Raw genomic sequence first — 12,877 nt, forward strand, 5'->3', positions numbered from 1 at the left:
CACTGGAGAATCCCACTGCGGGAAGTATCTCTTTAAGTTGCAAAACACTTCCTCCGGAAATGAAAATTGCTTCCCGGGTGATGGGTACCTATATCTTTAAGAAAACTCCAACAAATAGTGAATCCAAAGCACTATCATTGTTTGTAGCTCTTGCAGTTTCTTGATACAAATGCAAGAAGCAATTAAGAATACACTTGACACCCCGGCTCAAAGTCCATCCACTGTCATAGAAACTCAGTTATATAAATCTGTAAATGCTGCTCTCCTGCATCATTTATTACGCAGATAAATCTACTCTTAACATGGAGAAGTTGCTCAATAGTAATTCTGTGATAACAAGCCGGCTGGCAGAAAATAAACTCCAGGAAACCGGGCATCCTAGGTTTCTCTCCATTATCTAAATTCTATGCCTTTTCAATCTGCATAACTAAATGCAAAAGCCTCAGTTTGCTTCTGGTATTATCAACAGATTCCTCAAACAACATCTATAGGTAAAGCTGGAATAGCAGTCCTAAATTGGCTCACAGGCATGGAATATCAAATGATATTCAGCAGAGCTGCGTATAAGAAGAATGTCCCTATTCTTCCAAAGCTTGTTAACATCACTTGGTTGTTTTGGAAAAAGAATTGAAGGTCCCGTGTCACTAAATTCGGTAAAGAGTACCAAATGTCTCACCATCAACAAATACGGCTGAAGAAAATGCAGCGACGCCTACCTCCCATGAGCATTACCACTATAGCCATAATCTAAAACCAATCTGGCGATATCATATTCACTTGAAACGGCATGCATAGATCATCATATGACTTGATAGAAATCAAAAGCCCAGATAAAGAAAGAAACAGCATTATCATGCTTATTATACGCCGGTTCCCCCTTGTGAATTACGCCCCACCTCTTAAACCTTACAAATCAAAGCTCGGTTTTTAAATAAATCCCTTTTTAGATGTTCCACGTGGAACATCTAAATTTGTTCTTTCTTATAGTAAATCTTTTATTGGAGGCACTTCATGAAATGTAAAGAATTCTGTCCTTGCTTATGAACACCATAACAGAATATCTGCCGGAATAAGATTAACGGCACCATTCGCAATATTAAACAGGAAATCGTTTTACTTGATTCCAAGCCTATTCATTCCCATAACCCTAAATGGGAATCCCCTCCCAAAATGCTACATGCAGAAAAATTGAAAAGATTTATAAGCACAACACTTGCCTAGTGGATAATATCCAGTAACACAATGTTGTCCTGGCTGTACTGTACAAACATATAACCAAATGCCTCTTACCCCAGTCAATATCCCTTCCTTCTCCCCGCTATATCGAAGGTCCAGGCCAAACGAAAACTAGTGCTGTAAACCAAATACAGGATTTACAACCCACACTGTAAACTTATTTCAGGACTTAAAACCTAAACAGTAAACTTTAAACAGGATCATCAAGCAAAAATGCAATCCAATTCAAGGACCTTTGAATAAAAAATGGAAAATCAAAACGAAAGCCTTGGTTACTTTGTTACTGTAAAGCTATTACTGCACCGAAAAGCAACATTGTAAGCTAAATCTGTGTTCGACGCTGGGGGTGTAAAGTTATTCCAGTATAACCACCCTGAGCTGTAAGGTTCTTTTCGGTATAAAACAGGGCATAGTGTATTGTAAGTGTATGGGAAGTGTATTATGAGTGTATGAGGAGTGTATTGTGAGTGTATGGGAACTATATGGGAACTATATGGGAACTATATGGGGACTATATGGGGACTATATGGGGAGTGCGACACATACGCTACTCCTAAGTAACTGAGAAGTATCCGAGAAGTATACCACGGGTAATAACGCTATATGCAGGATCCCAGGTTTTATAACGCCCAGGTTAATCATCTCCAACGATTCCAAACAATGAATGTTCCACGTGAAACATTGTAAGGCTCAAAAGCCTATTTACTACCGAAATACTTTACCAGGTACTCATCCTCTTTACTTCTCATAAGGACAGCGTCCTTTTTACTTTTGTCTTTAAAACCACATAAATGTAGTGCACCGTGAAAAATAACCCTGTGCAGCTCCTGGGCTACCGGTACCTTAAACTTATCTGCATTCTCCAGCACCCTATCCACGCTAATGTATATTTCACCTTCCGTAATGGCCGGATTCTCCCCCATTTCAAAAGTTACGATATCCGTATACGTGTCGTGCTGCAAAAACTGTTTGTTGATCTCCAACAAGTAAGCATCTGAACAAAAAACGTAGTGTAAACTCTCCAATCCCTGTCCTTCTGCAGAAAAAAGATCACTTAAAAACACCTTTAGCTTCCTCTTTTCTTTTAAATAATCCTTTACCTCGTGCGATGTAAACTGAATAGCCATCTATACTGAAAAAATTTATGTGGATGTAAAAGTAAAGTGAAATTTTGGATTGGATGACCTTTCTTTTTGCATATTGGCTATACAGCGGTAACTTTGCTTATCATTCATAAGTATGCTCCCCATTGTGCTGGTACTAAGTTTAAACAGATTAACAAGCAGGAAATGAAAAAAGGCATTATAAAACTATCGTCCCTGTCGACAGGAAAAAGCGCGATCATTATAGAATTTGCAAAAGACGATCTTCATATTAAACTGATGGAAATGGGCTGCGTACCAGGTGAAACAGTAAAAATTGAAAAAATTGCCCCGTTGGGAGATCCGATTTCAATTATGGTGGCTGGCTATAATTTGTCACTTAGAAAAACAGAAGCAGATCATATTTGGGTAGAGGAAATTTAGTTTTCCTCTACTTTTTTCTCGTTTTTATCCCCAAAACCAAGAAAATTTTATAACAAAAAGAGCATTTTCCGGAAAAAACACACTTTTACCGCTATTTTTCCACACATTCTTGAGCTTTTTCTTCCTTCAATGAAATTTTGATGGACTCCCCACCTATTAACAAATCTTCCAAAAGAAATTCAGCTTTCTCTTTAGTTTCTTAGCCGAATTTTCCCTGATTTATTAACAATTTCTCCTTTTTTACCCCTATTCCGACATTTTATACCAAGAAATTTTTGAGGGAAATTCTTCTTCTTAATGTCGCCGACCAGATTCCGTTGTGAAACATTAACAATTTGCAGAGCGTTTAGAATGAATCCTGCCAAAATTCTCCGGCGTTCCCCTGCACAATTGAAAAACACGCAAATCTCAGCACCTTCTCAAAGCGCCTACAATGCATCCCCAGTGTATAATTCCCCAGGTATAAAAATATCCCCGATTCTCAAAGCGTACCCAATGAGCTGAGCGCGCCTCCGTTTTACAAAACCTGATCCGAGCCACGAAGAATAAAAATATTCAATTCTCAGCGCCCTCCTGAGCCGCTGAGAATTACACCGGAATATCATATCCGGACTTATACAACAAATCCTGTCGAATATTAGATTCTCAGATCACTACTTGCATCCTGACAATCGCCTGAAAATTTCCAGCGTGCATTTTTAAAAGCGGGTAAACAAATATTCAATTCTCAGGGCACTACAAGTGAAGTGAGATTGCGATGTAAATTAAATAAACAGGAACAAGTACAAGGCGCTATTAAATATCAGATTCTCAGCGCCTTGACAAAGCGCTGAGAATCGCATGAAATATGTGTTGTCAAGGCTACCCCAATCAACACTCTATTCTCAGCAAACTACAAGTCAGCTGAGAATTGCATGAAATATAAAATCCCGGGGTAACACCCCAGTAAAAAGAAAAAGAATCAATCCTCATAGCCTTCTTTAAAAATCAATAAGCTGCCGCGTCAGAAGGCATTTATTTGTTTCAAAAAACATGGCTGAAGAATCTCCTAACAACAGAAGTAGAGAGTCACTAAAGAGAGAAAAACTGTATGGATCAAGGTAGTTGCAAAAAAATAAGGGGTTGACATTGTAATGAAAATCAAAACCATGGGGTATCCCTGTCATCTAAATAAATATTGAATTGTCAGGGCCTTAAAAAAGTAACTACTGAGACTTCCTTAAAAGAAAAATTACGCATACCATTCCACCCAAAGAAGAAATATCCCATTCTCACGCCAATATCAGCGCGCTGAGAATCAGATATTCTCTTAAATCCTTCACTTACCCAATACCTCTTTTTTATTTTTAATTCTCAGGGCACTAAAAAACTATTTCAGAGGGTTTTTAACATCAAACAAATCAGGGCTGCCCGTATTATCGCGCTCTTATGGAGAATGGTATAGTCCAATCACAGATAAGAGATTCTCAGAGCCTTTGTAACACGCTGAGAATTAATCGGTTCGTACATAAATACGAAGGCCGTCAGAATACAAGATTCTCACGGCCCTCGGTAAATAACTACTTTCCTATATGTAAAAAATAAAATTTAAATAGTATTGTTAATCAGTCAGTTAAACTAAAGCCCGGCTTGTGCGCTAATTTCCAGCATACGCTCAATTGGCTTTTTAGCGGCTATTCTCAGACTTTCTTCCATCGTAATTTCCGGCTGTTCGTATTCCATGCACAAATACAATTTCTCCAGTGTATTCAATTTCATGTGAGGACAGTCGTTGCAGGCACACGCGTTATTTGGCGGAGCAGGAATAAAAGTTTTGCCCGGATTTTCCTTTTGCATCTGGTGAAGTATACCGGTTTCTGTAACAACGATATATTCCTGCGCATCATCTTTCTGACTAAACTTCAGTAAACCAGTGGTGGATCCGATATAATCCGCAATAGCTAAAACTGCCGGTTCACATTCCGGATGGGCTATCACTTTAGCTTTGGGGTGACGGATTTTCAATTTTGTGATCTTTTCCAGTGAGAAAATCTCGTGAACCATGCAGGCGCCGTTCCATAAAACCATGTCCCTACCCGTTTTTTTGATCAGATAGGCCCCTAAATTCCTGTCGGGGGCAAATATGATCGGCTGGTTGTGTGGCACGCTTTCGATGATTTTCTCGGCATTGGAGCTCGTGCAAATGATATCGCTGAGCGCCTTGATACCCGCAGAGCAGTTAATGTATGAAATCACAATATGGTCCGGGTAACGGTCCCGGAACTTCTTAAACAGCTCCGGAGGGGCACTGTCGGCCAAGGAACACCCCGCCTTCAGGTCCGGTAACAGCACTTTCTTCTGGGGACTGAGAATTTTTGCGGTTTCAGCCATAAAATGCACACCCGCGAAAACAATCATGTCGGCATCTGTTTTGGCAGCCTGCTGACTGAGGCCTAAACTATCTCCGATGTAATCGGCGATATCCTGAATATCGGGTTCCTGGTAATAGTGAGCCAGGACGATAGCGTTTTTTTTCTTTTTCAAATTTTCTATCGCTTCAAACAAATCCAGAGAAGGATCGACTGATATATCCAAAAATCCGTTGCGTTGCAAATTTTTTTTCGCGTCAGCGATTTCCATAATCATAGCTATATACTTCTTTAAATATTTAAAAGAAAAGCCCACTACTATTAGGGCTGTGAATATGTGGAAATTTAATTTCCAGCTCACGTACAAATGTAGTTGTTATTCCTTTTTATTACGCTTTCCACACGAAATTAACATGCCATTTCCGCGCCAATACTGGGTTTTACTACTTTCATCCACATACGTGGATATCCTCCAAGGTTAAAATCTTTTTCGTGTGTAGTGTATTAGGAAAATGTTAAAAGAAGACATTTCGTATCCACATTTCCACCTCCGGGTTTTTAAGGGTAAATTTAACCACAATAACAAAATTAGTTTTACCTGTGAACAGAGGCACCTTTTCCCACCTTATTTTGCGTTTTACAGGGGTTTTTACACATCAATTGTGGAAAAGAATCTCTTGGGGATGAAAAATGGTCAAAATGCATACGGGGCTAATTTAGCCCCGTTTTATTCACAAATTTATGTGAATTAGAAAATCTGCTTTTTTCACATTTGTGAATAACCTTTTTTTAGGTTTTGACACTTAATTTCGGCCAAATACCTGCTGTAATCAGTGTTTAAAAATATTGGGCCCACAAAAAAAAGGAAGATGTTAATTGGCCCTTCATGTGGAAAACCTGTGAATGTTACATAGCCCACAAAAGTGTTATAAGCACCTGGAACCCTTTACTGTATTGAGTTTCAGAGTAAAAAATACTCTTTTGCAGTTACAGTTTATTTATTCTATTTTTGCTATCCTTAAAAATGTAGACTATATAATATATGTCAGTAATTCAGAAAATCAGGGACAAGTACGCCGTCATGATCGTTGTAGTGATTTGCCTGGCTATTGTTAGTTTCCTGTTGCAGGATGCCTTTTTTGGCAAAAGTTCTCTATCCCGTCGCGATACCAGCGTGGGTAAAGTAAATGGTGAAGATCTCGATTTGGCAGAGTATCAACGTCGAATTCAGGACGCAGAAAACAACGCGCGTCAGCAAATGCCTAATATTGACGAACAGACCCGTCAGTATATCCGCGAGCAGGTTTGGAACGAATTTCTGAATGAACAAATTATGCAGGCTCAATACAAAGTATTGGGTATCGACGTAACTGAGGCAGAAGTGGTAGACCAAATCAAAGGTAAAAACCCTAACCCGGTTGTGGTGCAGCAATTTACCCGCGATGGCCAGTTTGACCGTAATGCTTTGCAACAGGCTATTTCACAGGCAGGCAGCAATCCACAGATCCGTGAAGGCTTACACCAGCTGGAAAGCTATATTGCGAAATACCAGGAGCGTTTGAAATACGTGACCCTTGTTAAACAAGGTATCTACTATCCAAAATGGCTGGCAGCGCAACAGCAAAAAGATAACAGCCAAACAGCGACTGTATCTTATGTAAGCGTTCCCTATGCTACCATCTCCGATTCCACTATTAAAGTAACTGATGCAGAACTCGATCGCTTTATCCAGGATCACAAACAACTGTTTAAAGTGGAAGAGTCCCGTAAAATTGAATATGTATCCTTTGACGCTATCCCTTCTGCTGCCGACTCAGCAGCTGCTATTCAGCAGATAATGGCGATGAAGCTGGAACTGGATACCACAAAAGACAATATCGCCGGTTTTATCAACCGTAATTCAGATATTAAATATTACGACGGATATATTTCCAAAAATGAAGCAAAAGTTCCGATGAAGGATTCTATCGTGAATCTGCCTGTAGGAACTGTTTTCGGACCATACTACGATAATAACCTGATCGTTTTTGCGAAAATGATTGATCGTAAAAATATGCCCGACAGCGTAAAAGTACGCCATATCCTTATCGCTTCCGGCGCTCAGGGTGGTTTACCGGATTCCATCGCTAAAAAACGTGCAGATAGCCTTGAGCTGGCTGTAAAAGGCGGCGCAGACTTTAAAGCCCTGGTTGACCAGTTTTCCGATGATCCGGGTAGCAAACAAACCGGTGGTGAATACGAGTTGACTCCATCTTCCCAATTTGTTCCTGAATTCAAAGACTTCGCCTTCGATGGTTCAAAAGGCCAGGTGAAAGTAGTAAGAACACAGTTTGGTTACCATGTTATTGAGATCCTGGATCAGAAAAATATTGGTCCTGCTATTAAAGTAGCGTATCTCGGTAAATCTGTAGAGGCCAGCAAAGAAACTAACAACAACGCATTTAGCGCTGCCAGCGGTTTCGCAGGTAAAAGCGGTACTGCTGCTGCTTTTGAAAAAACAGTACAACAGGAAAAGCTGAATAAAAGAATCGCCGATAATGTACGTCCAATGGATTTCGTGATCCCCGGTATCGGACAATCACGCGAACTGGTACGCTGGGCTTACGAATCCAAACAAGGTGATGTAAGCAAGGTATTTACCTTCGATGATAAATACGTAGTGGCTGTTTTAACCAATGTACGTAAAGAAGGTACTGCTCCGCTCGCAGATGTACGTCCCCAGGTAGAAGCTGAAGTTAAGAAACACAAGAAAGCAGAACAGATCATCGCTAAACTGCAAACTCCGGCTACCCTGGATGCAGCGGCTAAATCTACTAACCAACCGGTGCTGAATGCAGAAGGCGTTTCTTTCGCTACTCCATTCATCGCTTCCCTCGGCTTTGAGCCACGTGTTGCCGGCGCATCTTTCAATAAGAACTGGGGTACTGCAAAAGTATCTGCTCCAATTGAAGGTAATGCAGGTGTATATGTGATTAAAGTAGACAGCTTCCAGCCGTCTGCCCAACCAGCCCAGGATATCGCTTCCCAACAGGCGGCTTACGAACAAGGTGTTAAATCCATGCTGGATCAACAGCTGTTCGAAGTGCTGAAAAAGAAGAGCGATGTGAAGGATACCCGTGGTAAATTCTTCTAAATCACTACATTTTTTACTGACATAAGAAAAGGGAAGCACTACTGCTTCCCTTTTTTATTTCCCCCTTTTAGTGCCTTTCTGCCCTTATTCCTATTCCTGCGCCGATATTCGTAAATTTGTATTCTTAAATAGGGACAAAAATGGAAGAAATCATAAATAAAGTAGCGCAGAGTGGACTGGAAACCATTGATTTAGAACAGTTTTACCCAAAAGGGGAAATTGTTGTTTTTGATATGAAGGATTACCTGTTTATGGAGCTCATTCTGAAAGAAAAGGATTTCCGGGCGGCTATGCAGTCGCACGACTGGGAGCAATACCGCGGAAAGAACGTGGGGCTTATTTGCTCTGCAGACGCCGTTATTCCTTTATGGGCTTATATGCTGGTGATGACCAACCTGGAACCGGTGGCGGCCTATGCTGCTTTCGGAGACGCAGCATTTATACACAATACATTATATCTCAGAAACCTGGGAGAAATTGACCTTTCCGCTTTTGCAGATAAAAGAATTGTTATTAAAGGATGCGGTGATAAACGGGTAGGAGAAATTGCTTACGCAGAAATTACACGCCTGTTGCGCCCGGTAGTAAAGAGTATTATGTATGGAGAGCCTTGCTCCACCGTGCCCGTGTATAAGAAGAAAAGCTAAAACCAGCCTCTTTTCCGGAAAAATAATACCATCAGCACCAATAATATCCCCATACCTCCCAATGTAAAATAATATCCATTGGGGGATGCCAGTTCAGGCATATGCTGAAAATTCATTCCGTAGATACCAGCAAGCAGTGTTGGCGGCGCCATTAATGTAGTTACCACCGCCAACACTTTCATGATTTCATTCATCTTCAGGTTCAACTGCGTATGATACATCTCCTGTAAGTTCAGCACCATATCGCGGTAGTTATCCGCCAGATCATTACATTGAATGATGTGATCGTAGATGTCCTTGTAGTATTTAGTTACTTTATCATCCAGCAGATCGCTCTCACTTTTCAGAAAGCCATTTACCAACTCCCTTACCGGAGCAATAGCCCGCTTGAACAGGAAAACCTGGCGGCGTAAATAATTAATCCGCGCCAACGTACGGGTGTTGGGTTGATGTTGAACCAGGTCTTCCATCATTTCAATCCGTTCCCCCAGCTTATCCATAACAATGAAGTAATTATCAATAATTACATCCAGCAATGAATAACAGAGGTAATCGGCGCCACCATTGCGGATCCTCGATCCGGTTATCAGCAGTTTGGCCCGTACAGGGTCAAATACATCCCGTGCAGGGTCCTCCTGGAAAGAGATCACAAAGTTTCTGCCCAGTACAATACTCACCTGTTCCAGGTCGATAGATGAGGTTTCACTATTGAAATAAATCATGGGAAGCAAACAAAACATCCGGTCATTGATTTCATCCATCTTTGCCCGTTGGCCCACACTCAGAATATCTTCCTCAAGTAACGGGTGGATGATGAATTGTTCACATACCGCATGCACCTCTTCTTTCCTGATACCATCAATGTTGATCCAGCTTAATTGGGGAGCGTTGGCATATTTAAAGGTGTCCTCTATTTTGTTCAGCACCAGCTCTGAGCAAAGATTAATATTATAATCAAAAACGGTGATCTTGGTTTTTTCCACCGGCTTGCGGGATGGGACTCCTTCCGCCGGATTAAAGTTCATGATGCGTTGCTTCTTCACCTTGAACGGGTTTAGTACTTGTACTACGCCGGGAATAGGCAATTTATTTTTGAAGGCCATATATGCTGATGTTAGCAGGATTGATTACCGAATTTAAAGCAAAAATCCGTTAATAGTAGTGAGCGGAACTATCATACCGGGTTAATTCTATTTGTTTGAAGGGAAAGGGATTAGGTGCCGCGGTTGTTTGAAATCACTCGTACGGTGCCGAAAATATATGCGTAATTTAAATCCTATAGGACATGTGGACTATTTGTAGATGTTTGATAAATGAGATTATTTTTTTAGAGAGATAAAAAAAGTCGCCCGGCATATTTACAGCCGGGCGACTTTTTTTCAAATTCGGTGAAGGATAACAATATCCTTAGAACTTTGGCAACTCAATTACCGGAGGAGTGCCGGTGGCAGGGCGTTCAAACAAATCGCCATACTGTGCATTGGCTGGTTTGAAACCACTGTTCCATAAATAGAACCATCCGTTTTCTGAGCCGCCGCCATAATCAAGCCTGTCTTTTGCTTTAGCGGTGGCATCATTGGAGAATTTGGCCTTGGTAAGTTCTATCCATTCGCCGGTATTGGTTTTAATCCAGTGGTTACCGAAATATCCTTTGCGGCCAAGATGACCATTTTCAAAAGAGAAATTTTCCAGGAAGGAATAAAGGTGTCCCATGTACTTTCCGTCTTTTGGCGCCCTGAAGCTGGCAATCAGTTTCCACTCTTTGTGTTCCGGCACATAAAAGTATGCGGTGTAAGTAGTGGTATTTCCCGTTGGCACGCTGTGCATCAGGAAACGATAGGTGTCCCCGGCTTTCCAGTTGTACACCCAATGGCTATGTCCACCGGTGCCTTCGCCGCCAAACCCGCTGGCGTCTACACTGTCTCCTTTTGCCAGCATTACTACCTGGTCTTCATACTTTACCTTGCTGCGTTCCTCTGGTTCTCCACCGGCGTCCCATACAGAAAAAATAATTCTTCTTTCTGTGGGAGAATTTACCTGCATACCAAAATAGCCCCTGTGAAAACCACAGGACATGAAATAGGTACCCAGTTTATCTTCTCCTTCCGGCACCTTAATTTCTCCATAAAACCATTCTACATTTTTACCTTCGGGAACAGGATAGTTTAAATGTACAGAAGCCGCACGGCGCCAGGGTTTGGCGTTATACTGCATATCTTTTACCGCGGATCCGGAAAGGCTTACGCTTTTTACATCTGCATATATACTTCCCTTCTTCTCCACTCCTTTCAATGACACACAGTAAAAACCTGCTTTTTTTATTGTTGTTTGTAATACGGGTACCGTTACAAAATCTGTATTGTTAGGTATGCTTACTACTTTTTGAGCGCCATTTACGGAAACAGATACCTTACTTTCTGCATCGGTTTTTGCCAGTAACGACACTTTGAGGGTGCCGGGATTCGCCACATGGAAATAAAAATTAACGGTATTGCTGTTATCCGTCCAGTTTACAACGCCGCGGCGTTCACTGATTTCTACATGTTCTTCCACCGGATCGGCATAGGCGGCAAAGCCGGGAAGCTCAGCCACAGGCGCCTGAGCAAAGGCCCTGTTGGCAGCAAAGCAAATAGCCAGCGATGCTGCAAGGAGTGTTTTCTTGTTCATTGTTCTTAATTGTATGTCAACAAATAAAGCTGCATCTGCTTCCAAATGCAATTTTGCCGGAAAAAAATTACAATCGAATGAGATTCCTTTTTATATCCCATGCAATCAACGGTATGTGCATTAATTTATACAGGCGCAAACGTGCTGATCTTGTGAGAGGTACCGTGCACGTAAGGGAACGCAAAGGGAATTGTTTTTGTGGCAGATGGGATGCTGCCGCGGTATTTATCTGCGGAGGCAGCATATTCCAAAAACTATAAAATATTATTTTATGGCAAACCAGTTAAAAGATAAGAGAGTAGCGGTTTTGGTAGCAAACGGATTTGAAGAAGTGGAGCTTACAAAGCCCGTGGAGGCGCTGAAGGAGGCAGGCGCTACAGTAGATATTATTTCTCCCGAAGGGAAAACTGTTCGTGCCTGGGCAGAAAAAGACTGGGGAAAGGACTACCCGGTGGACAAGGACATAAAAGAAGTGGTGGCATCTTCGTAGACGCGTTGGTATTGCCCGGTGGTGTAATGAACCCAGACCGTTTGCGTACCAATGACCGCGTGGTGGCTTTTGTTACCGGTTTCTTCGACGAAAGCAAACCTATTGCCGCCATTTGCCACGGTCCCTGGACGCTGATTGAAACCGATGAACTTGATGGCCGGAAGGTAACGTCTTATCCGTCTTTAAAAACGGATCTTGAAAACGCAGGTGCATTATGGGTGGATGAAGAAGTGGTGACCGATAAGGGATTGGTTACCAGCCGTACGCCAAAGGATTTACCTGCGTTTTGTAAGAAGATGATTGAAGAAATTGCAGAGGGCCCGCATGATCAGCGCGGCAATGAAGCACGTAAAGATGGTGTACATCAATTGGGATAATACCCGGGAGCAGGAGTGAGCAACCTCACTCCTGCTTTTATTTTTTCTTTTTCTTCTTTTTGTATTTCACTTCTACATTAGCCACCCCAGTGTTCAGCATGCCTATTTTGGAGGCGGCTTTGTGCGACAGATCAATAATGCGCCCTGGTACAAACGGTCCGCGGTCATTGATACGAACCTTTACGCTTTTTCCATTTGCGATATTGATAACAGTAACGCGCGTTCCGAAAGGAAGTGTTTTATGTGCGGCGGTAAGCGACCGCTGGTGGAAGGTTTCGCCGCTTGCGGTACGTTTTCCATCGAATGAGTTGGCATAATAGGATGCTTTCCCGGTTTCGGTAATTTTCCGGCTACAGGAAGAGGCGCCTGTCATTATCAGGATAATGAACAGCAATACCCAATTGTGTTGTGAGGGTGCAGGGATATACATGACGGATAGCGATTTAGACAATG

General features: G+C 41.8%; 10 protein-coding genes. 5 read left to right on the forward strand and 5 right to left on the reverse strand.

The genetic code is table 11. The features are described from left to right. Positions 1–1,934: 1,934 nt before the first annotated feature. The gene (ybeY, locus tag QFZ51_RS03345) at positions 1,935–2,363 is read right to left on the reverse strand and encodes an rRNA maturation RNase YbeY (protein ID WP_429043128.1); all 429 of its coding nucleotides are present in this window, start codon (positions 2,361–2,363) and stop codon (positions 1,935–1,937) included. 162 nt (positions 2,364–2,525) lie between these two features. Here ybeY and QFZ51_RS03350 point away from each other — a divergent pair, with 162 nt between their 5' ends. Continuing rightward, positions 2,526–2,762 carry a FeoA family protein gene (locus QFZ51_RS03350; RefSeq protein ID WP_429043131.1) on the forward strand — a complete coding sequence of 79 codons (237 nt, stop codon included), beginning with the start codon at positions 2,526–2,528 and terminating at the stop codon, positions 2,760–2,762. A gap of 1,617 nt (positions 2,763–4,379) precedes the next feature. On the opposite strand, the gene nadA is transcribed toward QFZ51_RS03350, so the two are convergent. Next, a complete protein-coding gene (gene nadA, locus QFZ51_RS03355) occupies positions 4,380–5,387 on the reverse strand; it encodes a quinolinate synthase NadA (protein WP_429043133.1) in 1,008 nt (335 codons plus the stop codon). A gap of 765 nt (positions 5,388–6,152) precedes the next feature. On the opposite strand from nadA, the gene QFZ51_RS03360 reads away from it, so the two are divergent. Both QFZ51_RS03360 and QFZ51_RS03365 read left to right on the forward strand, forming a co-directional pair. Further along, on the forward strand, positions 6,153–8,243 hold the full coding sequence (locus QFZ51_RS03360) for a peptidylprolyl isomerase (protein WP_429043136.1): 2,091 nt from the start codon (positions 6,153–6,155) through the stop codon (positions 8,241–8,243). A gap of 140 nt (positions 8,244–8,383) precedes the next feature. Further along, positions 8,384–8,890, forward strand: a complete 507-nt coding sequence (locus QFZ51_RS03365) for a DUF2480 family protein (protein ID WP_370908872.1) — start codon at positions 8,384–8,386, stop codon at positions 8,888–8,890. Here the strand turns inward: QFZ51_RS03365 and corA are convergent. Further along, the gene (gene corA, locus QFZ51_RS03370) at positions 8,887–9,993 is read right to left on the reverse strand and encodes a magnesium/cobalt transporter CorA (RefSeq protein ID WP_429043139.1); all 1,107 of its coding nucleotides are present in this window, start codon (positions 9,991–9,993) and stop codon (positions 8,887–8,889) included. The genes QFZ51_RS03365 and corA overlap by 4 nt on opposite strands. A gap of 304 nt (positions 9,994–10,297) precedes the next feature. Then, positions 10,298–11,557, reverse strand: coding sequence for a DUF3472 domain-containing protein (locus tag QFZ51_RS03375; RefSeq protein WP_429043142.1), 1,260 nt, complete (start codon positions 11,555–11,557; stop codon positions 10,298–10,300). Between the two features lie 271 nt (positions 11,558–11,828). Between QFZ51_RS03375 and QFZ51_RS03380 the strand changes: the two genes are divergently transcribed. Then, entirely contained in the window at positions 11,829–12,047 is a 219-nt protein-coding gene (locus tag QFZ51_RS03380; protein ID WP_429043145.1) for a DJ-1/PfpI family protein, read from the forward strand. A gap of 41 nt (positions 12,048–12,088) precedes the next feature. Then, positions 12,089–12,424 (forward strand): DJ-1/PfpI family protein, encoded by a 336-nt coding sequence (locus QFZ51_RS03385; protein ID WP_429043147.1) that lies wholly within the window; start codon positions 12,089–12,091, stop codon positions 12,422–12,424. 37 nt (positions 12,425–12,461) lie between these two features. On the opposite strand, the gene QFZ51_RS03390 is transcribed toward QFZ51_RS03385, so the two are convergent. After that, positions 12,462–12,854, reverse strand: a complete 393-nt coding sequence (locus QFZ51_RS03390) for a septal ring lytic transglycosylase RlpA family protein (RefSeq protein ID WP_429043150.1) — start codon at positions 12,852–12,854, stop codon at positions 12,462–12,464. Positions 12,855–12,877: the final 23 nt, after the last annotated feature.

This window comes from Chitinophaga sp. W3I9, assembly GCF_050434025.1.
Lineage (GTDB): Bacteria > Bacteroidota > Bacteroidia > Chitinophagales > Chitinophagaceae > Chitinophaga.

Bases quoted from the DNA above. Each gene is read 5' to 3' on its own strand.
- QFZ51_RS03390 (WP_429043150.1), bottom strand. From the start codon at position 12,854: ATGTATATCCCTGCACCCTCACAACACAATTGGGTATTGCTGTTCATT.
- QFZ51_RS03380 (WP_429043145.1), top strand. From the start codon at position 11,829: ATGGCAAACCAGTTAAAAGATAAGAGAGTAGCGGTTTTGGTAGCAAAC.
- QFZ51_RS03350 (WP_429043131.1), top strand. From the start codon at position 2,526: ATGAAAAAAGGCATTATAAAACTATCGTCCCTGTCGACAGGAAAAAGC.
- ybeY (WP_429043128.1), bottom strand. From the start codon at position 2,363: ATGGCTATTCAGTTTACATCGCACGAGGTAAAGGATTATTTAAAAGAA.
- QFZ51_RS03365 (WP_370908872.1), top strand. From the start codon at position 8,384: ATGGAAGAAATCATAAATAAAGTAGCGCAGAGTGGACTGGAAACCATT.
- QFZ51_RS03360 (WP_429043136.1), top strand. From the start codon at position 6,153: ATGTCAGTAATTCAGAAAATCAGGGACAAGTACGCCGTCATGATCGTT.
- corA (WP_429043139.1), bottom strand. From the start codon at position 9,993: ATGGCCTTCAAAAATAAATTGCCTATTCCCGGCGTAGTACAAGTACTA.
- nadA (WP_429043133.1), bottom strand. From the start codon at position 5,387: ATGATTATGGAAATCGCTGACGCGAAAAAAAATTTGCAACGCAACGGA.
- QFZ51_RS03375 (WP_429043142.1), bottom strand. From the start codon at position 11,557: ATGAACAAGAAAACACTCCTTGCAGCATCGCTGGCTATTTGCTTTGCT.